Here is a 23,699-nt window from a genome sequence, read left to right as displayed (position 1 = left end):
GCGGAGGTACGCGGATGAACACGCTTCCCGCACCGGACCTTCCGACGGTCGCCGTCGTCTACGGGCTGGGTTCCGCCGGCCCCGCCGCCGTCCTGCTCGCGGCCCGCTCCCTGTGCGAGATCGTTTTCGTCTGCGACACCGCCGTCCCCGGGGTCGCGCCGCTGCTCCCCGGAATCCGGCGGCAGGCACGTGTCTGCGATATCAGCGGGATGGACATCCGAGAGGCGGCGGAGGTCCTGCGGGTGGAGCGGCCCGCCGCCGTCGTCACCTTCAGCGAGTTCTGTCTCGGGGCCACCGCCCAGCTCGCCGAAATCCTCGGACTGCCCGGCCATCGCCCCGAGACGGTGCGGCTGCTCACCGACAAGACGGCGCAGCGCGCGGCGCTCGCCGCCGCGGGGGTCGACGACACCCCGACGCTGGAGGCGTCCTCCGCCGCCGAAGTGGTGGCCGCCGTGGAGCTCCTGGGCCATCCGGTGGTGGTCAAGCCCCGAGTGGGGGCGGGCAGTCGGGACACCCTGCGCCTGGACGGCGCGGAGCAGCACGGCCGACTCGCGGAGATCATGCCCGACGGCGACGAGCGGGTCTTCGTGGTGGAGAAGTATCTGCCGGGGGACCCCTCGGCGGCGGGTGAACGCTGGGGCGACTACGTCTCCGTCGAAGCCGTGGTCGTCCGTGGCGAGGTGCGGACGATCTGCGTGACGGGCAAGTTCGCCCTGGCCGACCCGCTGCGGGAGACGGGGCTCTTCCTGCCCTCGACCCTGTCTTCCGAAGCCGAGCGCGAAGTCGCCGCACTCGCGGCAGCCGCTGTACGGGCGCTGGGCGTGCGCACCGGGGTCACGCACACGGAGGTGAAGCTGACGCCGGACGGGCCGCGCGTCATCGAGGTCAACGGCCGGGTCGGCGGCCGGGCCGCCGATCTGCTCCGGCGGGCCCACGGGGTGGACCTCCTCGCTACCGCCTGCGAACTGGCCCTGGGAAGAGACGTCGAACCGGCTCCCTCCCCGAGCGGGGCGGTCGCCTTCGAGTATTTCATCGTGCCGCCGCGCCTCGTCGGCGTACTCCGGTCGATCGACGGAGCCGACGCGGTGCGGGCGATGCCCGGAGTGCGCGAAGTCGACGTGGTAGCCGCACCCGGGCAGCCAGTCGACTGGAGATTCCCCGCACAGCGCCTCGGCTTCGTGCGTGGAGAAGTGAAGAACCATGACAGCCTGCACGGGCTCATCATGGAATTGGACAAGAAATTCCATCTGGAGTATGCGGTTCAGTGAATAGTGCGACTAACAGCAAAGACGCCTTGCTCGCCCGGTTACGCCAAAGAGGGCGAGCGAGCACCCTCACCCACCCGACCTTCGACCGAGCAGGGGCAGACCATGCTGGATAAAGTGCGCCAGCCTCTTCTCCACCGCCCCTTCCGCCGGGTCTGGCTGGGGGAGACCCTGTCCCAGGTCGGGGACTACAGTTTCGAAGTCGCGTTCATCTGGCTGATCCTTCAGGAGACCGGGTCCGTCGGCACCCTCGCGGCGGTGTTGCTGGTGCAGGCGGTGCCGCGTGGGGTGCTGCTCCTGGTCGGCGGTGCGGTGACCGACCGCATGTCACCCCGTACCGTCATGTTCCTCTCGCACCTGACCAGGGGCTCCGCGGTCACCCTGCTCGGCCTCATCGCCTTTGCGGACGGCGTCCAGGTCTGGCATCTGTACGCACTCGGCGCGCTCACCGGAGCCGCCGAGGCGTTCTTCTGGCCGGCCACCGCGAGCATCATGCCCTCGCTCCTTCCCGCCGAGCACCTGGCCCGCGGAAACGCGCTGGTGGGATTCGGCGAGCAGGGATCCCGGCTCCTCGGCCCCGTCCTCGGCGGCGCCATGGTCACCCTCTTCGGTTCGCCGACGGCCATTCTGCTGAACGCCGGCACCTTCTTCCTCGCCGCGCTGACCGTACTCGCCGCGCCGCGGAAACAGCCGTCCGGAACCACGGGGGAAACCGCCAAATCGATCGCCGCGATCCGAACCGAGATTGTCGACGGGCTCCGCTACGCCGCCCGGAGCCGGGAGATCCGTATCGTTCTCATGCTGATCGGCGCCGCCGCGCTCAGCTACAGCGGGCTCTTCAGCGTAGGGCTTCCCGCACTCGCCGGCAGCTTCCCGGAAGGCTCACTCGCCCTCGGGGCTCTGCTGTCCGCCTGGGGACTCGGCCAGTTGCTCGGCACCATCGGTGCGGTCTTCACCGGCCTACCACGACGCTGGGGCATGTTGATCATCGGAATGACGCTCTGCGAGGGTATCGCCTTCATGCTCCTGGGTTTCCTGCCCAGCCTCTGGCTGGCGGTGACGGTGTTGGTGCTGCTCGGCATCGGCGTGGCGTACTCCAGCGACGTTGCCCTGCCCACCTTCATCCAGACCAGGGCGCCCGCCGAGGCGCTCGGCCGGATCAGCAGCGTGATGGACCTGCCCCGGGTCACGCTGGAGCCGCTCTCGATCGCGGCCATGGGCCTGCTGGTCGGGTGGGACATGCGTTGGGGGTTCGCCTTGGCTGCGGTCCCGATGCTTCTGGTCGGCATCACCCTGGTCCTCGACCGGGAGGCCCGCTCCCTGAGCACGACGCCTCCCCAGCCTCAGTCCCAGCCGGAACCGGAGACCGACCCGGCGACCAGGAGCACCTCCGCCTGACCGTCGTGCCGGCACCTGGACTCGGCCGCCCACGTACGCCCGCGCGCCGGGTCCCACCGGACGGCAGCGGCCCGTCGCCTCCGAGCGCGCTCGGAGGCGACGGCGCTCACTCGTCCCGGTCGATCGGCGAGCAGCCCTCGGGTTCAACCGCCACGGAGTCGGAGGTGACCCGCATGGCTTCCGAGAATGCGCTCCGGGCCGAGGCGAGGATCCTTGCGGCCAGGGACGGGTCAACATCGGGAGCGCGGGCGGCGGCGAGAGATTCGGCGGCCTGCTCGTGCAGGGGGCGCCGCGGGCCCGGCCGGCAGCGCGGCAGGTACGGGCAACCTGGACTGTGGCCAGTCGCCCGGGCCGACCCTTGCGCTGGTAGGCGAGCATGGCGAGGTCGACCCAGACGCGCATGGTCGTGACCGGGTCCTGGGACAGACCGGCGTAGCTCGAGGATCCTGCTCGCCGCCGTCGTCGAGCTCGGCGGTGAGCTGGAGCTCCCGGCTACCCGTAGCGTGCGCTTCAGGGGCGCGGTCATCCCAGAAGGCTGCGCAGTCAGCGCCGGCTGCCGCCGATGCGGCGGTCGTCGGCCAGTCCGGTCAGCGGGCCGAACTCGCTAGCGAGCTCGTTCCACGTCAGAACCTCGCCACAGCGGGCCGGGAACTCCTTCGGGTTGAACTCGGGCATGGTCCAGGTGCCAGTGCCCCGGTCCCGCAGCCACAGGTCCCCGTCACCGTCGACCACGGTCGGCGGGACCGGTACGGGCTCGGCCTGATCGGTGGGCTCCCAGGTGACCCGGCCCGGGTGGGAAGCGCGGCGCAGCTCGGTGGTGGCCAGCCGCGCGGTCAAGTCACGGGTGGACTCTTCGGCCTCCTTGACCGACGCGAGTCGGAATGCGTCGTCAAGTACGGGCAGAGCTGGATTCTTGCTGCGCTTTGGACTCATACGCTGACTACCTCCGGTAGGGGGCGTCACGTCCGTTGTGGCACCCCGTAGAGGAACACGGTATCCGAGGCGGGAGCCGGGCCGGCTACGACCACTGTCCAGGTGGAGGTGCCGGCACACCGGGCGGGGGGCCAGGGTGTGAGCCGGCCCGGGACGTGGCGCAACCCGCGGTAGCGCTCAGATATGGTGGTCCGGGTGGGTCATGACTTTCCGAAGGGCCACCAAGCACAGCTGGTGACCCTTCGACGGTCGAGCACCCGAGAACCTCTCGCTACGGGCAGTTCCCGCGCCGGGAGAGGGCCGGCGATGCCCCTCCGCTCAGCCGCCGGCGTCGGCGTTGAGGAGATCGAGGACGCTGTGCTGACAGCCGTAGTCGCTTGTGCCGGTGCCACCGCTCCAGTGCGGACCGTACTGGTCGAGCGCGTTGCGGTTGCGGTCGTAGGCGCTGTTCGCCCAGCGCTTGATGGCCGCGGCGTAGGGGCGGTCCGGCAACTGGCGGTTGAGCTTCCCGAGCCCTCGCACGTAGGCGCCCTTGAACGAAGCCCCGTCGCTCGTGCAGCTGTCGTTCTCACCCGGTTCGCGCAGCACACCGCCGGACTCCAGCCGGACCGTGGAGGCGTCGGCCAGCGAGCGTGCCGTGGCCAGCAGACCGGCGTCACCGGTCGCCCGGTGCAGCTCGGTCAGGGCGGCCAGGACGACGCCCTGGTTGTACGTCCAGGTCGGCTGACGGTTGTTGGCGCAGGAGTCGTCGAGACCGTCGTTGATCATCCGGTCCGCGTTGATCATGCCGCTGTCCCGGAGCCAGTTCCATCCGCGCTGCGCCCTGCCCAGGTACGTGGTGTCACCGGGGGTGCGGTTGTGCAGGGCCGCGTTGAGCTGGATGAAGAGCTCGTTGGTGATGGCGTTCTTGTAGTTCCCGTTCGTACTCCAGCGCACGCCGCCGCCGCAGGTGCTGTTCCAGTTCGCGTTCATGTGGTCCGCGTCGACCCTCGCGGTGTCGAGATAGCGGCGGTCGCCGGTGAGGTCGTAGGCGTTGATCCAGAGCAGGCCCCACCACCCGGTGTCGTCGAGGTACTCGTTCCGGAACTGTCCACCCTGCGCGTCGATGTTCCTGGCGTAGGCATCTGCGAAGGCGTACGCGTAACTGCCCATGCCGCTGATCCTGATGTTGTCGGTGATCGCGGTGAGAGCGTTGGCGCTGGTCCACCAGCCGTTGCCGCCGAAGAGTGCGCTCCCGCGGTCGTACGACATCATCAGAGCAGTGGCCGCCGCGGTGCTTCTGCTGCCGGCGTTCCACGTGGTCCGGGCCCACGACGTGCAGGCGATGCCCCCGCCGGCCGGCTGTCCGCAGGCCCGCAGCGCACCTACTCCCCGCGTGTTCCAGTCGTCGACGTTGTACATCTGGGTACGCCAGCCACGTGCCCCGGACGGGACGGTGGTGGCGCCCAGGGCGCTGCCCGACGCCCAGGTCCGACCGCCGTCCATGGAACGGTCCAGCCACACCCGGTCACCCGGGGCGCCGTTGTCGATGGATCCCCAGCCCATCCCGTCGGCGTCGTCGAAGTGCAGCGCGATGGTTCGGGTGGAGATCTGGGCGGTGACGGGCACGCGGTCCTGGGTGCTCAGCGACGGATCGCGCGCGTCGCAGTGCTTGTTGCACACGTTCGCGGGCGCTGCCGATGCGGTGCCCGGGGTCCCGCCGACCAGCAGGCTGGTGGACAACGTCGTCAATGCCATGAGAAGCGCGACGGACGTGGACCTCGCGGGCATCACGGCCGGGCCTTCTGAGATCGAGGGAGGGCGGAAGGCGCTCCGGCGGGAAGGAAGCAAGCGTTTCCGGACGCCGGCCGCGGACCCCGCCCGCCTCCACGACGCGGACGCGCCGTGCAACCTGTGACGTGCGCTCTTTCCTTCGTGCCGCATGCCGAACCTCGGTTTCGTAGACGCCGATGAAGCAGGGGGCTTGGGGCCGGGTCTCCCGGCTCGCCATGCCGACGGAACGCGGGGCGGCCACGCCTCGGCGGCGCCCCTCCTCGGCGCCATGCGCTCAGCGGGGCGCGCGACGGAGGCCGGTGCCACCACTCCTGGGTACGCCCGCTCCAAGGGTTTGTACAGCGAGTGGACAAAGTTTGTTTCCTTACGTCCGCGCTCTTCTTGCGCCGGGATGAAGCTGCTACGTTCCACGCCAACCACCGAACGAACAAGGGGAGTTGGCGATGATCGAGGGTGGTGTTCCCAGGCCGAGGCGCCCGCTCGCCGGGCAACGAACGCGATTACTGCCCCGCCGTGGGCCGACCGCCGGACGGGTACCGGTCGCACATCCGGCGGAGTCGCATCCGTCGGCCCCGTACATCACGAGCGCGACGATCCCCACTCCCGCCCCGTACATACCGGCTTCCGGGTTCCGGGGGGCCCGATGACCCTCCTGTCCGTCACCGGAGTGCAGAAGTCCTTCCTCGGGGTCCAGGTCCTGCACGACGTCGGCCTCGACCTCGACGCCGGGGAACTGCACGCCGTCGTCGGTGAGAACGGGGCCGGGAAATCCACGCTGGTCAAGACGCTGGTCGGGGTGCACGCACCCGACAGAGGCGAGATCGTCCTCGACGGCGAACCCGTGGCCTTCTCCCACCCCGCCCACGCGCTGGCGGCGGGAATCGCCATCATCCACCAGGAGTTCACCCTCCTGCCCGACCGCACGGTCGCCGAGAACGTCTTCCTCGGCAGGGAGCCCACCCGCCGTGGACTGGTGGACCGCCGTGCCATGGAGAGGGCCACCGCGCGCCTCCTCGCCGAGCTGGAGGAGACCTCGTTCGGTCCGCGGACCCCGGTCCGCAAGCTCTCGGTCGCGCAGCAGCAGGTGGTCGAGATCGTCAAGGCGCTGTCCACCGACGCCCGCGTCCTGATCATGGACGAACCCACCGCGGCCCTCGCGGACCATGAGGTCAACCGTCTGTACGCCCTGATCCACCGGCTGATCGCACGCGGCCTGGGCATCCTGTACATCTCGCACCGGCTGCGCGAGGTCCTCGACCTGTCCCGACGGATCACCGTCATCAAGGACGGCCGCCGTGTGGCGACACTGGCCACGGCGGACACCCACGAAGGCGAGATCGTCCGCCTGATGGTGGGCCGTGAACTGGGCGACTACTACCCGCCCCGGGCCTCCGACGGCGACCGTGGCCCCCTGCGGTTGTCCGTCGACGGCGGGAGCACCGCGAAACTCACCGACATCGTCCTGCGCCTGCACGCGGGCGAGGTGGTCGGCGTGGCCGGACTCCAGGGGTCGGGGCGCACCTCGCTGGCCCGTGCGCTGTTCGGCGTCGACCCGTTCTCCGGCGGCCGCATGAGCGTCGACGGTCACGCGCTCCGGCCCCGTGGCCCGCGCGAGGCCATTCGCGCCGGACTGGCGCTGGTCAGCGAGGACCGCAAGAGCGAAGGGCTCGCACTCCGCCAGTCCGTACGGGACAACGCGCTGCTCGTCCGACGCGCCGTCTTCTCCACCCCCTTCAAGCGACGGCACTCCGATGTCGCTGCCCTCCTCGAAAGCGTCGCCCTGCGCGCCAACGGCCCGGAACAGCAGGTGCGCTATCTGTCCGGGGGCAACCAGCAGAAGGTCGTCATCGCCAAGTGGCTCGGGGTGAGCCCCGGAGTCCTGCTGGTCGACGAGCCCACGCGCGGCGTCGACGTCGGGGCCAAGGCCGCCATCCACGAACTGGTCCGAGGGCTCGCGAGGGACGGCATGGCGGTGCTGCTCATCTCGTCCGAACTCCCCGAGGTCATCGGCATGAGCGACCGCGTGCTCGTCATGAGCGAAGGCAGGATCGCCGGTGAGCTTCCCGCCGGCCCGACCGAGGAGCAGATCATGCGTCTGGCCACCGTCGGCCGCACCCCTGCGGGGACCGCGGCGTGAGCGCGCCGACCCTGCTTCCGTCCGGCGGTCCCGGCAAGCACGCGAGCCGGCTCAGGGCCGAGACCGCCGGTCGCTTCGCCGACCCCACCACCGTCGTCTACCTCGCCCTCCTCGGCGTCTACCTGCTGGGGTGGATCGTCGTCGAGGCCAGAGGCGGCGACTTCCTGACCATGGACCACACCGTCGGCATCCTCCAGAACTCCGTGGTGCTGGGTCTGGTCGCCGTCGGCCAGACCGCCGTGATCCTCACCGGTTCGCTCGACCTCTCCGTCGCCTACCTGATCAGCATCACGACCCTGGTCGCCGCGGAGACCATGGACGGGCAGGACGCCGACATCCTGCCGGCGATCGGCGCCGTACTCGCCATCTCGGCGGCGGTCGGACTCTTCAACGGGATCGTCGTCACCACGTTCAAGGTCAACGCCTTCATCGCCACTCTCGGTGTCGGCTTCATGCTGCGCGGCTGGATCGAGGACACCTACTCCGGTCCGGCCGGAAAGGTCTCCGAGACCTTCCAGCGCCTGGGCTACGACCGCATCGGCCCGATCCCGGTCTCCGCCTTCCTGCTCCTCGCGGTGGGCGTGGCCGTGTGGGTGGTGCTGCGCCGCACCCGTCTCGGACACCACATGTACGCCGTCGGCGGCGACGAACACACCGCCCGCCTCTCCGGAGTGCGCACCCATCGCGTGATCGTCGCCGCGCACGTGCTGTGCGCGCTGTGCGCGGGCCTGGCAGGGCTGCTCCTGGCCGCCCGGCTCGGGGCCGGCTCGCCCTGGGCGGGCACCGAGGCCCGCTACGACCTGACCTCGATCGCGGCCGTGGTGCTGGGCGGCACCGCGCTCGCCGGAGGCCGCGGCGGCGTGGCCGGGACGCTCGGCGGCGTCCTCATCCTGGCCGTGCTGGACAGCGTCTTCAACCAGATCGGCGTCGACCCGTTCTTCCAGAACGTGGTGCGGGGCGTCGTCATCATCGTCGCCGTCGCCCTGTACGCCCGGCGCGTGACCGCCAAGGGGGCCTCCGCATGAAGAGCACCCCACCCTCCGGAACGCTCGCCGCGAAGCCCGAGGACCAGCGTCCCGCCACAGGTTCCGAACGGAGGGTCAAGCCCTCGCTCCGCGGTGGGTTCCTCGCCTCGCTGCGCGCCGGGGCCCCGGTGTACCTGTTGCTGGCCGTGCTGCTGGTCGCGCTCGGCTTCGAGGACCCGACGTTCTTCGAGCCCGATCCCTTCCTGGCCTTTCTGAAACGCTCCGCCCCGCTGATCGTCCTCGCCGCCGGCCAGTACCTGGTGATCGTGTCCGGTGGCTACGACCTCTCGGTCGGCGCGCTCGTCACGGTCGGCGTGGTCGTGACGGCCGAGACGTATCACGCCTTCCCCGGAGCCCACTGGCTCGTCGTCGCCGCCCTGCTGATGCTCGGTGGCGCCCTCGTGGGGCTCGTCAACGGGCTCGCGTCGACCGTACTGCGAGTGCCGTCCTTCATCGCGACGCTGGGGATGACACTGATCCTCGAAGGCGCCGTCTTCTACTGGACCCAGGGTTCGCCCAGCGGGATCCTGCCCGACAGCTTCCGGGCCGTCGGCCGCGCGACCGCGTTCGGCCCGGTGCCGTGGGCGGTCCTCGTGTGCGTGGTGGTCGGTGTGCTGGTGGTCGTGCTGATGCGGTCCGACTTCGGCCGCACCCTCATCGCGACCGGGGACAACGCGCGGGCCGCCGGACTCGCGGGGGTACGGGTGCTGCGCGTGCGGACCCTGGCCTTCGTCCTGTCCGGGGCGGCCGCGGCGGTGGCCGCGATCCTCGTCGGCGGCTTCTCCGGAGTCTCCGCGCAGGCCGGCCGGGGCTACGAGTTCGAGGCGATCACCGCCGTGGTGCTGGGAGGGGTCGCGCTCGGCGGGGGCGCGGGGTCCGTGGTCGCCGCGATGTGCGGGGCGCTCTCGCTCCAGACGCTGTTCACCCTCCTGAACCTGCGGGGAGTCTCCGGCGCCATGGAGACCACGATCCAGGGCGCCATCGTCATCACCGCCGTCGCACTCGGAGCACTGGACTGGTCCGGTCTCCGCAAGCGCCGCTGGACGTCCACGTACCGACCATCCCGAGGAGAGCGATGAAGGACAGCCGACCGAAGCAGCGCAGACTTCCCCTGGCCGCACTGGTGCTGGCGGCAGCTCTCACCACGGCCTCGTGCTCCTCCGACACACCACGGAACATCGGCGACGCCCCCTCAGGAGCGGGAGCCACCGCCGCGAGCGAACCGGGTGACGCGGGAGAGAGCGACGACAAGTTCTTCGTGCAGGCGGACTACGACCGGCAGCTGGAACTCCTGGACGCCGAACCGGAGGGCCCGGCGGGCGAACCCTGGGCGCAGATGCTCGACCCGCAGGAGATGGTCGACACGACCGCGTTCAAGAAGAAGGGGCCGTACGAGATCTGCTTCTCCAACGCCAACGTGGCCAACAACTGGCGGCAGACCGGCTTGACGACGATGAAGGCCGAGGCGGGTACCCACCCGGAGATCACGAAGTTCACCGTCCTGGACGCCCAGGGCAAGGACGACAAACAGATCTCCGACATCCAGGAACTGAGCGGCAAGGGCTGTTCGGCCCTCATCGTGTCGCCCAACACCACCGCGACCCTGACCCCGGCGGTGAAGGCCGCCTGCGGCGAGATCCCGGTGATCGTGTTCGACCGGGGCGTCGACACCGACTGCCCGGTGACGATGATCAACCCGGTGGGCGGCTATGCCTTCGGGCACACCGCGGCGAAATTCCTGGAGGAGAACGTCGAGTCCGGGGGCAAGATCCTGGCACTGCGGATCTCGCCCGGCGTCGACGTCCTGGAGAACCGCTGGGCGGCCGGCGAACGGGTCCTGGAAGCGGCCGGACTGGACATCGTCGACGTCAAGTTCACCGACGGCGACCCGGCCAAGACCAAAGCCGTCGTCAGCGACGCCATCCAACGGCACGGAGACATCGACGGCGTGTGGATGGACGCCGGGGACACCGCCGTCGCGGCGGTCGAGGCGTTCGAGGACGCGGGCAGGGAGATTCCGCCCATCACGGGCGAGGACCAGCAGCAGTTCCTGGAGATCTGGAAGGCGAAGAACCTGACGGCCGTCGCCCCGACCTATCCGACGTACCAATGGCGTACTCCGGTGATCGCGGCCCTGCGGATCCTTCAGGGGCAACCCGTGCCCAAGGAGTGGAAGCTCCCGCAGCCGACGATCACGGACGAGACCCGCGACGCGTACACCAAACCCGGCATGCCGCCGTTGCACTATGCGACGTGCGGCTGTGAGAGCCTGCCCGGCTACCCCGGCAAGTGGGGCGGCGAGTAGCGCTCACGTACACCCGGGCCGCGGCGGGTACCTCCTCCCCGCCCGGTCATCCGCCTCGGCCCTCCGTCAGGAAACCCCCACGACCCGAAAGGAGGAGCCGTGTTCGTCCTCGGCGTGAACACCTGGATCTGGACGTCACCGCTCGACATCTCCGGCCTGCGACGACTGGCGCCCCGGATAGCGGAGATGGGAGCGGGCGCGGTCGAACTGCCCCTGGAGGAACCGGACGACTGGGACCCGTCGACAGTCCGCGGCCTCCTCGCCGACCACGATGTGGCCCCGGCGGCCGTCTGCGCCGTGATGCCGCCCGGCCGTGACCTGGTGAGCACCTCGGCAGCAGTGGTCACCCGCACGCGGGACTACCTGAGGCGCTGTGTGGACGCCGCGGCGCAGGTCGGTGCGCCGACCGTCATCGGACCGATGTACGCGGCCGTCGGGCGCACCTGGCGCACGACGGACAGCGAACGCGCCCGCGCCGTCGAGGAGTTCCGACACGGCTTGCTGCCCATCGCCGAACACGCCCGGGACAACGGTGTCGTGCTGGCCGTCGAGCCGCTCAACCGCTACGAGACCAGTCTGTTCAACACCGTCACCCAGACAGGGGACGCCATCGCACCGCTCCCCGAGGACGCGGTGGGCATCGCTCTGGACACCTACCACCAGAACATCGAGGAACGCAGCCTCCCCGCCGCCGTACGGGCGGCGGCGGGACGGATCGCCCATGTACAGGTCTGCGCCAACGACCGGGGCGCTCCCGGCGCCGACCACCTGGACTGGACCGGGTTCCTGAACGCTCTGCGAGAGGCCGAGTACCGCGGCCCCCTGTGCATAGAGTCGTTCACCGCGCACAACGCGTCCATCGCCGTCGCCGCCTCGATCTGGCGGCCTCTGGCCGAATCCCAGGACGCCATCGCCCGCGACGGCATCGCTTTCCTCCGCCGCACCATCTCCGCGCTCGACCACTGAACGGCACAGCAGCCGGGCCTCCGCCGTACCGCCCGGCCGACACGACGCCCGCGAGCGTCGAGACCGCATCCGAAGCACACGTATAGGGCAGTCACGCCCCCCACATGAGGTGAAGCATGCAGCTCTCCCGACCAAGACGGTTACGGACGTTCGTCCAGCCGCTGGCCACCGTCATCGCCCTGGCTCTCGCCTTCCTGGTGCTCGCGCCCCCGCAGAAGGCCGAAGCACACGCCACTTTCCGCGCCCTGGTGTTCACCAGGGCCGTGGGGTACGTCCATGACTCGATACCGTCCGCCGTCCAGATGTTCAAGGACGAGGCGGAAGGCGCCCACTACGAAGTGGTGACGTCCGACGACCCGGCGGTCTTCAACGACGCCAACCTCGCGACGTTCGACGCCCTGGTCATGCTGCAGAACTCCGGCATGGTCTGGAACACCGCAGGCCAGCGCGACGCGTTGCAGAAGTTCGTCCGCTCGGGCAAGGGCGTGGTCGCCGTCCACAACGCCCTCGACATGGGCATCGAGGCGGAGTTCCCCTGGTGGGACGAGCTCGTCAACGGGGGCAGTCACATGCCCGCGCACTCACCCGGTGTCCTGCGCGGCACCGCGAAGGTCGCCGACCGGGTGCACCCCTCCACCAAGGACCTGCCCGAGCGGTGGGTGCGCGACGAGGAGTGGTACAACTTCGACAAGAACCCGCGCGGTGATGTGCACGTCCTGGTGACCGCCGACGAGACCACCTACGACCCCGGCGGGTCGCGGATGGGCGCCGACCACCCGATCTCGTGGTGCCGCAACGCCGAGGGCGGCCGTGTGTGGGCCACCGCGATGGGACACTCGGGCGCCTCCTTCAACGAACCGGAGATGCGCGAACACATCATCGGCGGTCTGAAGTGGGCAGCGGGCGCCGAGCCGGGCGATTGCGGGGGCACCGTCTGGAGCAGCTTCGAGAAGGTCACGCTCGACGACAACACCGCCGACCCGATGCAACTGGACATCGCCCCGGACGGCCGGGTCTTCTACGTCCAGCGCAGCGGAGAGGTCCGCATCCACAAGCCCGCGACGGGCACCACCGTCAGCGCGGGAAAACTCGACGTGTACACCGGCGGTGAGGACGGCCTGGTCGGCATGGCCCTCGACCCGGGCTTCGCCACGAACAAGTGGATCTACCTCTACCACTCGCCCGCCTCCAGCACCACGGACGTCAACCGGGTGACCCGGTACACGGTCAACGGCGACACGCTGGACACCGCGAGCGCGAAGAACGTCATCGACGTACCGGCCTACCGGGACCGCACCTTCCCCGAACCCGGGCACACCGGCGGAGCCCTCGACTTCGGCCCTGACGGCTCGCTGTACGTCGCCACCGGCGACGACACCCCGCCGAACCTGGACAGCAACTGGCAGGGCTACGCACCGCTGGACTGGCGGCCGGGGAAGCAGAACCTGGACGCCGCACGGACGGCCGGCAACACCAACGACCTCCGCGGCAAGATCCTGAAGATCAAGCCGAAGAGCGACGGGGGCTACGACATCCCGGCCGGCAACCTGTTCGCCCCCGGTACGGCGAAGACGCGCCCCGAGATCTACGCGATGGGCTTCCGCAACCCGTTCCGCTTCCGCGTCGACCCCGCCAACGGCGATGTGCACGTATCCGACTACGGACCGGACCGCGGGCTCCCCACCACCAACCGCGGTCCCGAGGGGCTCGTCGAGTACAACGTCATCAAGAAGGCCGCCAACATGGGCTGGCCGTTCTGCCACGGCGACAACCAGGCGTACGCTCCCTTCAATCCCGACACCGGAGTCGTCGGCGCCAAGTTCGACTGCTCCAAGCCGACGAACCCCTCGCCCAACAACACCGGCCTCACGGCGCTGCCGCCCATCCAGCTGCCGGAGGTCTGGTACGGCTACGGGGCCTCGCCCGACTTCCCCGAGCTGGGACAGGGCGGCGCGGCGCCGATGAGCGGCCCCGTGTACCACTACGACGCGAACAACCCCTCGAAGACCAAGTTCCCCGCCTACTACGAGGGCGCGAGCTTCTTCTACGAGTGGGCCCGCGGCTACGTCAAGGAGATGCGCTTCGACACCTCGGGCAAGCTCCTGAAGATCAACGACTTCGCGTCGACGGTGAAGTTCACCAAACCCATGGACATGACGTTCGGTCCGGACGGCTCCCTGTACGTCCTCGACTGGGGCAGCGCGTTCGGCGGCGGCAACAACGACTCCGGGCTCTACCGGGTCGACTACTCGCAAGGCCAGCGCGCGCCGATCGTCAAGGCGACCGGCACCCCCACCAACGGGAAGTCGCCGCTGACGGTCAAGTTCTCCAGCACCGGCACCGCCGACCCCGACGGCCAGCCGATCACCCTCACCTGGGACTTCGACGGCAACGGCACCACGGACTCGACCGAAGCGAACCCCACGCACGTCTACCGCACCAACGGGGTGTTCAACGCACAGCTCAAGGCGACCGACCCGGACGGGAAGACCGCGTTCGCGAACGTGCCGATCACCGTGGGCAACACCGCCCCGACGGTGAAGATCGAACTCCCCGCGGACGGCAGACTCATCGACTTCGGCGAGACCATCCCCTACCGGATCACCGCCACCGATCCCGAGGACGGCCCCGTCGACTGCTCCCGGGTCTTCCTCAACCCGGCCCTCGGCCACGACGACCACGAGCACCCCACCACGGACAAGGCCGGCTGCGAAGGCACCGTCTCCACCGGTGATCTGGGCGGCCACCCGGAAGGAGCGAACCTGTACTTCGTGCTCAACGCCCGCTACCAGGACAAGGGGGCGCCGGGAAGTGCCGCACTCACCGGCTACGCCCGCGCCGTGCTGCAACCCCGGCACCGGCAGGCCGAGTACTTCAGCGCCCAGTCCGGCACCCGGGTCGTCGACCAGGCCGGAGCGGAGAACGGCAAGCGGATCGGCGACATCAGCGACAACGACTGGGTCGCCTACGACAACATCGACCTGACCGGCACCGACGCCGTGCGGTACCGGCTGTCCGCACCCAGCGCCGGCGGTTCCATCGAGGTGCGCGCCGACTCCCCGACGGGCACCCTGCTCGCCACGACGCCCGTGCCCGCCACCGGCGGCTGGGACGACTACCGGACCACCCCCGCCGTCCCGCTCTCCGCGATCAGCGGGGCCCACCGGCTCCACCTGGTCTTCAAGACGGGATCGGGCGGAGCGTTCGACGTCGACGCGATCCAGTTCGACGCGGCGGGCCTGGCCGCCGGCACGTACACGCTGGCCGCTCAGCACAGCGGCAAGAACGCGACGGTGAGGGGCGGTTCCGCCGACAACTCGGCGGTCGTGGAGCAGCAGACGCCCGGTACGGCGACCGAGCAGAGGTGGCAGCTCGATCGTGGGGCCGACGGCACGTACACACTGAAGAACGGCAAGAGCGGCAAGTGCCTGGATGTGCCCGGCGGTTCACAGACAGCCGGCGAGGGAATCGTCCAGTGGACCTGCAACGGCGGCGCCAACCAACGCTGGAGGCTCACCCCGACGGCCGAGGCGGGCGTCTACTCCGTGATCAGCGTCCAGAGCTCCATGTGCCTGGACATCGAGGCCCGTTCCACGGCCAACGGTGCGAGAGCGATCCAGTGGGCTTGCAGCGGCGCGGACAACCAGAGCTGGAAGCTGACCAAGACGTAGGAGCGCGGGAGGGTGACGAACGACGGAGCCGCCGCAGCCCGCATGTCCCGGGGCAGCGGCGGCACCTTCGTTCAGGGGGGCGCCATGCTGTTCGGCTCGCTGGGCCGTGCCCGGGCGCGGCCGGTCGGGCGTTGGGACCGCTCCAGCCTGAGCGCACGGCACCTCGCACGAGGCCGTCGTCCTGCTACGGTCGCGCGCCGGCCGGACCCGCCTCGCCCCCGGCCCGCGGAGTCGCGTCGGCGAAATGGCGGGTGATCCAGGTGGGGGCCGTGATGGCGGTGCCCATCACCACGCAGAACGCCCCGGCGCGGAAAGCCGCGGACACGTCGTTCGGCGTCCGCAGCCGGCCTTCGGCGACCACCGGAACGGAGAGCCGACTGGAGAGCGCTTCGATCAGGCCGAAGTCGGGTCGTGGTCCGGGCGGACTGTCCGGGGTGTAACCGGACAAGGTGGTGGACACCAGGTCGGCGCCCCTTTCGGATGCGGCGACGCCCTCTTCGAACGTGGATACATCCGCCATGACCAGCACGTTTCGCTCGTGCAGGGCACGCGGCTCCGCAGCACCTGGGGCAGGCGGAGGACGTCGTGTGGGAGGCGCGGGGGGGAGGACGCCTTCCTCAGCTCCCACCTCATCTTCGCGGCGGATATGCACTTGGTCGACGGACGCAACATCCGGGTGCGCAAGCGGACGGTGGCCAACTGCCTGTACCGCCGCGGCCGCATGGTGGAGGAGCGGCTCGTACGCGATGCCCTCGCCGACTGCCTCCAGCGAGGCGTCCACCCGGACGAGGCCGCCCGTGCGCTGCGCTTCCGCGAGTTCGCCGGTTCCCTGCGGGAAGCGGCGCCCAGGGACGTGCTCACCGTCGGAGTCAGCGGCCCGCGCCCCGACGACTTCCTTCCGGAGTGCGAGATGGTGCTGGAATTCCTCGACGAGGTGTGGACGCGGCGGCGCCTGCAGCGCGTCCACGACTTCATGGCGCGCGATCTCTTCCTGCACACGGTCGGCGACCGTACCGTCATCCGCCCCGACCGCTACCAGGCCGATCTGCTGTCCCTGGTGGGTCCGTTCCCGGACGCGCGGTTCGACGTGCTCGACATCCAGACCAACCACGCCGAGCGCTACGCGGGCCTGCGGGTCGCCGTCCTGTGGGCGATGCGTGGTCACTACCGCGGTGTGGCTGACTTCGGACCGCTGACCGACGCCCCGGTCACCCTGCTCGGCGTCTCGCAGTTCCTGGTCCAGGGCGGCCGTATCGTGCGCGAGGTGCGGGTCTACGACGAGATCGCCCTGCGTGCGCAGATCAACAGCTCACGCGGTGACGGACCAGCCGCCGAGGCCGGCATCTACTGACGAGGGACGGACAGGCCGCCGGTTGCGGCCCGGCGATCGAATCGCCTTCGACCCGCGCACCCTGACCGGTCGCCGCACCGGCCCGATGTGTGACCCCGCTCGCCGGAACGGCGACGGTCTGATCGTCCGGGGCGGCGAAGATCTCCTCGACCAGCCCAGCGTGACGGGTCGACAAGGCCCCGGGGCGGTTGTGAACCTCTGTCGGCCGGAGCCGGCGCGTGACCTCACGAGCGAGCGCTCGGCACCGGGTCACGGCCGGCCGCGGCATCGTTCACAGAGTCCGGAGCCAGACTCCGGTGTCGGACGGCAGCAGGCCGTCGTCGGTGAGGGGCTGTGAGGCGACGAGCACGCCGCTGTTCAGCGGCAGGGGAGTGGGGCCGTCGGAGAGGTTGATGACGCAGACGAAGTGGTCGCCGCGGGCGAAGGCCAGAGTCCTCTCAGGGGCGTCGAGCCAGTCGATGGGGCCGTCGCCCAGTGCGGGTTCCGCTGCCCGGAGGGCCAGTGCCGTGCGGTAGAGGTGGAGCATGGACGCGGGGTTCGCCTCCTGCGCGGCGGCGCTGAGTCCGGCCCATGCGCCGGGCTGGGGGAGCCAGGGTGCTTCGGCGCCTGCGGGGCTGAACCCGTAGGACTCCGTGTCGTCGTCCCATGGCAGCGGCACGCGACAGCCGTCCCGGCCCGGGTCCTTGCCGTGCGTACGGTGGTAGATGGGGTCGTCACGGCGGTCGGGAGGGATGTTCTCGACCTCGGGCAGGCCGAGCTCCTCGCCCTGGTAGATGTAGACGGCGCCGGGCAGCGCCATGGTGAGCAGGGCGGCGGCGCGGGCGCGGCGGCGGCCGAGCTCCTCGTCGACGACCGGGTTGTACTGGCGGATGCCCTCGGCGGTGCTGGTGTCGGGCCGTCCGTACCGGGTGACGTGCCGGGTGACGTCGTGGTTGGACAGGACCCAGGTGCTCGGAGCCTTGACCTCGGCGTGTGCGGCCAGTGTCTGGTCGATGCAGGCACGCAAGTCCGGGGCGTCCCAACCGCACCCGAGAAAGTCGAAGTTGAAGGCGGCGTGCAGCTCGTCGGCGCGCAGGTACCGGGCGAAGCGGGCGGAGTCGGCGAGCCACACCTCCCCGATCAGTGCGCGCTTTTCGGGGTAGGAGTCGGCGACCGCGCGCCACCCCCGGTAGATGTCGTGGTTCTCGTCGCGGTCCACGTAGGGGTGGGGGTCGGGGAAGACGCCGTGATCGTAGTCGGGCAGGTCGGGGTCCTTGCTGCACATGGCGGCCGAGTCCACCCGGATGCCGTCGACTCCCCGGTCGAACCAGAACCGCAGCACGTCCTCGTACTCGTCGCGTACCAGTGGGTTGCGCCAGTTCAGATCGGGCTGTTCCGGCGCGAACAGGTGGAGATACCACTGGCCGTCGGGAAGACGGGTCCAGGCCGGGCCGCCGAAGATGGACTGCCACTCGTTGGGGGGCAGTTCGCCGTTCTCGCCACGGCCGTCGCGGAACCAGAACAGGTCGCGCTCCGGGGAGCCGGGAGCGGCGTCGAGAGCGGCCAGGAACCAGGCGTGCTCGTTGGAGACGTGGTTGGGGACGACGTCGATGATGATGCGGATGTTGTACTCGTGCGCTTCGGCGATGAGCTTCTCGGCCTCGGCGAGGGTTCCGAAGCGGGGGTCGATCTGCCTGAAGTCGGTGACGTCGTAGCCGGCGTCGGCCATGGGGGTCAGGTACCAGGGGGAGAACCAGATGGCTTCGATGCCCAGCCGGTGCAGGTGATCCAGCCGGGAGCGCACTCCGGCCAGGTCGCCGATACCGTCGCCGTTGCCGTCGGCGAAGCTGCGCGGGTAGACCTGGTAGATGGCTGCGTGTCGCCACCAGTCGGTGGTGCGCGGGGTCATGGGACCTGCCTCCTGTGTGGAGCGAGTGATGGGTGGTGCCGCGGCTCCGGAGCCGGGGATCTGTGCGCCGGAGCCGCGAATCATGGGGTGGGGTCGGCCTGCCGCGGGCCCGGGCGCCGGGAGGGCGTCCCGGGCCCGCGGCCTGCCGGGGTCACCAGCCGGAGTTGCCGGTTCCCCGCTGGATGGTGAAGCCGCCCGCGAGGTCGAGGGCGTTGTCGGCGGTGCCGGTGATCTTGGTGTTGGAGAAGGCGCCGTTGCCGGTGGCGAACACCTCGATGCCGTGGGCGCCGGCCTTGTTGATGGTGAGGCCGTCCACGCGCAGGTCGGTGACCTGCTTCTCCCAGGAGACGAGGAGCCCGCTGTAGGTGGAGTCCTCGATGAGGTTGCCCTTCAGGACGACGGGCTGGGTGATCCCGTGGCGGTCGGCGTAGACCCACACGGCGCCGAGCTGGGCGTTCCAGTTCGGCTCCAGGCTGCCGGTGCGTCGCAGGACGTTGCCCGAGACGGTGGTGGTTCCGGTGAACGGCTCGCCGAAGCGGGTGGAGACGGCGATTCCCGCGGCCGAGGTGACCGTGTCGGAGATGAGGTTGTTCTCGACGCTGTTGCCGCTCCCGCCGTAGACCGCGGCGCCGTTGGCGAGCGTGGGAAGCTGGACGGTGTTGTTGTGGAAGGCGCTGTTGCGGACCGCGCCGGGGTCGGACCACATGGCCAACGCGTCGTCGCCGGTGCCGCGGATGCTGCTGTTGGAGATGACGGTGTTCTGGACGTTGCCGCGCAGGTTGACGCCGTCGGCGTAGGTGTTGCGGATGCGCAGGTCGCTGGCCCTGAGCCCGTTGGTCGGGGCGGTGACCCACAGGCCGACCTTGGTGTGCTGGATCCAGACGTTGCGGATGACGGAGCCGGTGCCGAAGTCGCCCTCCATGGCGGCGTGTCCGGCGGCGTCGTCCCGCACGGTGTTCTGGCCGTCGATCATCAGGTCCTCGACCGTGCTGGTGCCGCCCTTGGCGAGCAGGCCGCCCTTGAGGCCGGTGCCGCGAAGGACGGTGTGCCACACGCCCGCTCCGCGCAGCTTCACCCCGGTGAGGTTGACGTGGTCGGAGACGGTGTACGTTCCGGCGGGCAGGAACAGGCCCTTGCCCTGGCTCTTGGCCTGCGCCAGCGCGTTGTTGAGGGCTGAGGTGGTGTCCTGGCCGCCCGGTGCGACGCCGAGGTCCGTGGCGGACACGTACCCGCTGGGCAGGGTTCCGGCCGCCGAGGCCACTTCGGCTTCCAGGAGGTCGACGGTGTAGAAGGCGGCGGTGTCCGCGGCGTCCTTCTGGAGGCGCAGGACGGTGCCCGCGGGCAGTGTCCGGCCGAGGTGGAGCCGGGTGTCGTCGAAGAAGCGGTGGGCCTTGCCCTGGCCGGGGACGTTGGTGTACGGGTAATCGCCGTAGACCCAGGCGTAGCGTGAGGTCAGACGGAGGTCGGTCAGCTCCGCACCGCCGGTGTAGAGGCTCAGGGAGGCGTCGAGGCCCCGGCCGTCGCTGCTGTCGGGCAGGGAGTAGCGAAGGTTGATCGCGTTGGCGGGCTTGGTCAGCGTGATCTCGACGTAGTCGCCGGTCCTGGACAGCTTCACAGCCTTGCGGCCGGACGCCTCCGACGCCTCCGTGAGGTAGGTGCGGTCGGGGCCGATCGTCGACGCGTTGGTCCTGCCGCCCTCGGCCTCGTAGGCCGTGAACGGCAGTGTGGCGCCGACGCCGCTGGGGTCCGGGACACCCGGGTCGGGGTCGGGGTCGCCGGGGCCGGTGGGGGTGGTCGCCCTGAAGTGGTCGATGTTGACGTTGCCGCTGTCGCCGCCGGTGAAGGCCAGGGTGAGGTCGTTCGATCCCGCCGCGAAGGTGACCGGGACGTCGACGGTGGACCAGGCGGCCCAGCCGCTGGTGGCCGGCAGCGTGACCTGTGTGGCTCGGCCGCCCACGGACAGGGTCAGCGTCTTGGACGAGCCGGTGCCGTTGGCGTAGCGGACGGCGACGGTGCCGCCGCCGGTGTGGGCCGACTGCGCGCTGGTGGTGATCGCGGCCTTGCCCTTGTTGAGGTCGGTCAGCCCTCCGACGTAGCCGGTCCCGGTGTAGCCGACGTGTTCCCGTTCCGTGACCGCTCCGCCGGAGAGGGCGGCGGACTCCGCCTCCAGGGTGGAGGGGTCGGCGGTGCCCGGGGCGTCGGGGGTGTTGACGGTGAGACTGTCGACGTTGATGTTGCCGCTGTCGCTGCTCGTGAAGGCCAGGGCGAGGTTGTTGGTCCCCTTGGCGAGGGTGACGGGGACGTCGACGGTGGACCAGGCGGCCCAGCCGCTGGTGGCCGGCAGGCTCACCTGGCTGACCTTGGTTCCGGCCACGAGCAGGGTGAGGGTCTTGGCCGAGCCGGTGCCGTTGGCGTAGCGGACGGCGACAGTGCCGTGGCCGGTGTGGACGGACTGCACGGTGGTGGTGATCGCGGCGTTGCCCTTGTTGCGGTCGGTCAGCCCCCCGACGTAGCCGGTACCGGTGTACCCGGAGTGCTCCTGTTCGACGACGGCCCCGCCGGAGAGGGTGGTGGTCTCGGCCTGCAGCGTGGTGGTGGCCGCGTGGGCGGGGGTCGGCGCGGCCAAACTGTAGGAGACCGCGCCGGTGAGAGCCAGCAGCATGGCGGCGGATACGGCGGCGGTGGGCTTGAGGAATCTTGCGGTGCGGTGGGTCGACACGGCGGTGTGTCCTTCCGTAAAGGGGCGGCTCGGCCCTTGGGGGTTGTCGGCGGAAAGCCGACGATCGTGTGCCGTCACGCGGGGAAGTGCGACGGTGGGGGAGTCGGAACGCGCGGCAACGCCCAGGTCAGGGTGCGGCTGTGCGGCTGTGCGGCTGTGCGGGGGCGGACCGGACGCGGGGAGCGGGCTGGTGGGTGTTCGCCCGGTCGGGTCGCGCCGGAGACGGCCGAGAACGGTGCTCGGGCGAGGGGGAGGTGCTGCGGCGGCGGCCGCCCCGCCGACGAACGGCGCTGCGGGCCGGAGGTACGAGGCGGTGTGGATGGCGTGGCGCGCCCGGTCGGGCGTACGCCGAGCACGCGCGAGGCGTCTTGGTGGGGCGGGGGCGAAGGACGTGGGGACGTGGGCGGGTCAGCCCTTGAGGCTGCCTGCTGTGAGGCCCGCGATGATGTGTCGCTGGAAGATCAGGAAGATCACCAGGAGGGGGATCGAGGCCATGACCATGCCGGCCAGTAGCTGGTTGGCGGGCATGAATTCGGCCAGTCGGTTGAGCGCGACGGTGATGGGCTGGCGTGCCGGGTCCGGGAGGACGAGCAGCGGCCAGAGGAAGTCCTTCCACACTCCGACGACGGCGAAGATCGAGACGACCGCGAGGACGGGGCGGGACAGCGGCAGGACGACGGACACCAGGACGCGCAGTGGTCCTGCGCCGTCCACGCGCGCGGAGTCGAGGAGCTCGGCGGGGATCTGGTCGAAGAAGCGTTTCAGGATGAAGATGTTGAACGCGTTCGCGCAGGCGGGCAGCCAGATCGCCCAGGGTGTGTTGATCAGGTTGACGTCGAACAGCGGCACGTCGGTGACGGTGAGGTAGGTCGGCACCAGAAGGGCGGAGACCGGCAGCATGAGAGTGGCCAGCATCATGCCGAGCACGATGTTGCCGAGGGCCGGTCGCAGTTTGGACAGGGCGTAGGCGGCGGCTACGTCGACGAGCAGTTGGGTCAGCCAGGCGCCGCCGGCCAGGAGCAGGGTGTTGAGGAAGTAGTCACCCAGCCCGACGTTGACCCATGCCTGGGAGTAGGACTCCGGGTGCCAGCTCTGCGGGAGGAACGTGGGATGGGGGTCGGCCAGCTCGGAGGAGGATTTCACCGCCCCGCTGGCCATCCAGTACAGGGGGAAGACGAAGGCGAGGGTGAAGCCGATGACGGTCGAGCACAGCACGAACCGGTAGAGGAAGCGGCCGGTCCGCCGGTTCATCTCGGCGGGGGCTATGAGGGTGCGTTCGAAGGATTCGGACATGATCGTTCCTTTCAGCCCTTGCTGCGGGTCAGCCGGAGATAGACCGCCGCGAAGAGTCCGAGGACGATGAAGAGCACCGTGCTCATGGCGCTGGCCATGCCGAAGTCGTTGTAGACGAACGCGTAACGGTAGAGCAGCAGGAGGACGGTCACGGTGGCGTCGTCCGGGCCGCCGCCGGTGAGGACGTACGGCTCGATGAAGACCTGCATGGTGCCGATGACCTGGAGCAGCAGGGTGATCATGAGGATGAACCGCATCTGCGGGATCGTCACGTGCCACAGCCGCTGGCGGATCGAGGCGCCGTCGAGCTCGGCCGCCTCGTACACCTCGCCCGGGATCGAACCGAGAGCTGCGAGGTAGATGAGGGTCGTGGTTCCCATGTTGGCCCAGGTGGAGACCAGCACCAGGGAGATCATGGACATGTTCTCCGACTCGAGCCACTGCTGGGCCGGCAGGTGGAAGGTCTCCAGAAGGTTGTTGAACAGCCCCGGGCCCGGATCGTAGAACCAGCGCCACAGCAGCATGGTGACGATCGGCGGCAGCATGACCGGGAGGTAGACGGTCATGCGGAGGTAGGAACGCGCGTGGCGGAACTCGTTGAGGACGACCGCGGTGAGGAAGGGGGCGACGAACCCGAAGACGAGGGCGAGGAGGGTGAAGTAGCCGGTGTTCTTCCACGCCGTCACGAAGAGCGGGTCGTCGAAGAGCCTGCGGTAGTTCTCCCAGCCCACCCAGGTGGCGGGTTGGGCGAACGTCACTTCCTGGAAGCCGAGCAGCCAGCCGCGGACGATCGGGTACCAGGAGAAGAGGGCGAAGCAGAGCACGCCCGCGCCGAGGAAACCGTAGGCGACGAGGTGCTCACGGAGGCGGCGCCGACGCCTGCTCGGATCGTTCACGCGGGTCTTCTCGTTCACGCCGGTCTTCCGCGGTTTCGGGGAGGTCTTCGGTTCCCGTACGAGGGTCGGGGCCGCCATG

16 protein-coding genes are annotated in these 23,699 nt (G+C 70.0%); 9 read left to right on the top strand and 7 right to left on the bottom strand.

The window, feature by feature from the left end; genetic code table 11:
• Window positions 1-14 precede the first annotated feature (14 nt).
• Window positions 15-1,268, top strand: coding sequence for an ATP-grasp domain-containing protein (locus tag AC3CH1_RS01010; RefSeq protein ID WP_488461087.1), 1,254 nt, complete (start codon window positions 15-17; stop codon window positions 1,266-1,268).
• Between the two features lie 114 nt (window positions 1,269-1,382).
• Window positions 1,383-2,663 carry an MFS transporter gene (locus tag AC3CH1_RS01005; protein ID WP_488461086.1) on the top strand — a complete coding sequence of 427 codons (1,281 nt, stop codon included), beginning with the start codon at window positions 1,383-1,385 and terminating at the stop codon, window positions 2,661-2,663.
• A 543-nt stretch (window positions 2,664-3,206) separates the two neighbouring features.
• On the opposite strand, the gene AC3CH1_RS01000 is transcribed toward AC3CH1_RS01005, so the two are convergent.
• The gene (locus AC3CH1_RS01000) at window positions 3,207-3,596 is read right to left on the bottom strand and encodes a hypothetical protein (protein WP_488461085.1); all 390 of its coding nucleotides are present in this window, start codon (window positions 3,594-3,596) and stop codon (window positions 3,207-3,209) included.
• Between the two features lie 318 nt (window positions 3,597-3,914).
• Window positions 3,915-5,333, bottom strand: a complete 1,419-nt coding sequence (locus tag AC3CH1_RS00995) for a glycoside hydrolase family 76 protein (RefSeq protein ID WP_488461084.1) — start codon at window positions 5,331-5,333, stop codon at window positions 3,915-3,917.
• A 679-nt stretch (window positions 5,334-6,012) separates the two neighbouring features.
• Between AC3CH1_RS00995 and AC3CH1_RS00990 the strand changes: the two genes are divergently transcribed.
• From AC3CH1_RS00990 to AC3CH1_RS00965, 6 genes are all read left to right on the top strand, one after another.
• Window positions 6,013-7,506, top strand: a complete 1,494-nt coding sequence (locus tag AC3CH1_RS00990) for a sugar ABC transporter ATP-binding protein (protein ID WP_488461083.1) — start codon at window positions 6,013-6,015, stop codon at window positions 7,504-7,506.
• A gap of 11 nt (window positions 7,507-7,517) precedes the next feature.
• A complete protein-coding gene (locus tag AC3CH1_RS00985) occupies window positions 7,518-8,531 on the top strand; it encodes an ABC transporter permease (protein WP_488462111.1) in 1,014 nt (337 codons plus the stop codon).
• Window positions 8,528-9,610: an ABC transporter permease gene (locus tag AC3CH1_RS00980; protein WP_488461082.1), complete on the top strand. Its 1,083-nt coding sequence runs from the start codon at window positions 8,528-8,530 to the stop codon at window positions 9,608-9,610. Before AC3CH1_RS00985 ends, AC3CH1_RS00980 begins: the two co-directional genes overlap by 4 nt.
• Window positions 9,607-10,836 carry a substrate-binding domain-containing protein gene (locus AC3CH1_RS00975; RefSeq protein ID WP_488461081.1) on the top strand — a complete coding sequence of 410 codons (1,230 nt, stop codon included), beginning with the start codon at window positions 9,607-9,609 and terminating at the stop codon, window positions 10,834-10,836. The genes AC3CH1_RS00980 and AC3CH1_RS00975 overlap by 4 nt, the downstream gene beginning before the upstream one ends.
• Before the next feature lie 99 nt (window positions 10,837-10,935).
• The gene (locus AC3CH1_RS00970; RefSeq protein ID WP_488461080.1) at window positions 10,936-11,802 is read left to right on the top strand and encodes a sugar phosphate isomerase/epimerase family protein; all 867 of its coding nucleotides are present in this window, start codon (window positions 10,936-10,938) and stop codon (window positions 11,800-11,802) included.
• A gap of 116 nt (window positions 11,803-11,918) precedes the next feature.
• Window positions 11,919-15,473, top strand: coding sequence for a ThuA domain-containing protein (locus AC3CH1_RS00965; protein ID WP_488461079.1), 3,555 nt, complete (start codon window positions 11,919-11,921; stop codon window positions 15,471-15,473).
• Window positions 15,474-15,657: 184 nt separating this feature from the next.
• Here AC3CH1_RS00965 and AC3CH1_RS00960 read toward each other — a convergent pair whose 3' ends face one another.
• On the bottom strand, window positions 15,658-16,101 hold the full coding sequence (locus AC3CH1_RS00960; protein ID WP_488461078.1) for a nitronate monooxygenase: 444 nt from the start codon (window positions 16,099-16,101) through the stop codon (window positions 15,658-15,660).
• 18 nt (window positions 16,102-16,119) lie between these two features.
• Here AC3CH1_RS00960 and AC3CH1_RS00955 point away from each other — a divergent pair, with 18 nt between their 5' ends.
• Window positions 16,120-16,824: an ester cyclase gene (locus tag AC3CH1_RS00955; RefSeq protein ID WP_488461077.1), complete on the top strand. Its 705-nt coding sequence runs from the start codon at window positions 16,120-16,122 to the stop codon at window positions 16,822-16,824.
• Between the two features lie 271 nt (window positions 16,825-17,095).
• Here AC3CH1_RS00955 and AC3CH1_RS00950 read toward each other — a convergent pair whose 3' ends face one another.
• The 4 genes from AC3CH1_RS00950 to AC3CH1_RS00935 form a co-directional block, all read right to left on the bottom strand.
• Window positions 17,096-18,712, bottom strand: coding sequence for a glycoside hydrolase family 13 protein (locus tag AC3CH1_RS00950; RefSeq protein ID WP_488461076.1), 1,617 nt, complete (start codon window positions 18,710-18,712; stop codon window positions 17,096-17,098).
• A gap of 151 nt (window positions 18,713-18,863) precedes the next feature.
• A complete protein-coding gene (locus AC3CH1_RS00945) occupies window positions 18,864-21,431 on the bottom strand; it encodes a carbohydrate-binding protein (protein ID WP_488461075.1) in 2,568 nt (855 codons plus the stop codon).
• A 408-nt stretch (window positions 21,432-21,839) separates the two neighbouring features.
• The gene (locus AC3CH1_RS00940) at window positions 21,840-22,724 is read right to left on the bottom strand and encodes a carbohydrate ABC transporter permease (RefSeq protein ID WP_488461074.1); all 885 of its coding nucleotides are present in this window, start codon (window positions 22,722-22,724) and stop codon (window positions 21,840-21,842) included.
• A gap of 11 nt (window positions 22,725-22,735) precedes the next feature.
• Entirely contained in the window at window positions 22,736-23,698 is a 963-nt protein-coding gene (locus tag AC3CH1_RS00935) for a carbohydrate ABC transporter permease (RefSeq protein WP_488461073.1), read from the bottom strand.
• Window position 23,699 lies beyond the last annotated feature (1 nt).

It is taken from the genome of Streptomyces sp. MGP-P1 (assembly GCF_057766565.1).
The sequence above is the reverse complement of the archived record's forward strand: the minus strand, read 5'-3'. Positions and strand labels throughout refer to the sequence as shown.

Excerpts from the sequence above, each read along its gene's own strand:
- AC3CH1_RS01010 (WP_488461087.1), top strand. The coding sequence starts at position 15 with ATGAACACGCTTCCCGCACCGGACCTTCCGACGGTCGCCGTCGTCTAC.
- AC3CH1_RS01000 (WP_488461085.1), bottom strand. The coding sequence starts at position 3,596 with ATGAGTCCAAAGCGCAGCAAGAATCCAGCTCTGCCCGTACTTGACGAC.
- AC3CH1_RS00995 (WP_488461084.1), bottom strand. The coding sequence starts at position 5,333 with ATGGCATTGACGACGTTGTCCACCAGCCTGCTGGTCGGCGGGACCCCG.
- AC3CH1_RS00990 (WP_488461083.1), top strand. The coding sequence starts at position 6,013 with ATGACCCTCCTGTCCGTCACCGGAGTGCAGAAGTCCTTCCTCGGGGTC.
- AC3CH1_RS00980 (WP_488461082.1), top strand. The coding sequence starts at position 8,528 with ATGAAGAGCACCCCACCCTCCGGAACGCTCGCCGCGAAGCCCGAGGAC.
- AC3CH1_RS00975 (WP_488461081.1), top strand. The coding sequence starts at position 9,607 with ATGAAGGACAGCCGACCGAAGCAGCGCAGACTTCCCCTGGCCGCACTG.
- AC3CH1_RS00965 (WP_488461079.1), top strand. The coding sequence starts at position 11,919 with ATGCAGCTCTCCCGACCAAGACGGTTACGGACGTTCGTCCAGCCGCTG.
- AC3CH1_RS00955 (WP_488461077.1), top strand. The coding sequence starts at position 16,120 with ATGCACTTGGTCGACGGACGCAACATCCGGGTGCGCAAGCGGACGGTG.
- AC3CH1_RS00950 (WP_488461076.1), bottom strand. The coding sequence starts at position 18,712 with ATGACCCCGCGCACCACCGACTGGTGGCGACACGCAGCCATCTACCAG.
- AC3CH1_RS00940 (WP_488461074.1), bottom strand. The coding sequence starts at position 22,724 with ATGTCCGAATCCTTCGAACGCACCCTCATAGCCCCCGCCGAGATGAAC.
- AC3CH1_RS00935 (WP_488461073.1), bottom strand. The coding sequence starts at position 23,698 with ATGGCGGCCCCGACCCTCGTACGGGAACCGAAGACCTCCCCGAAACCG.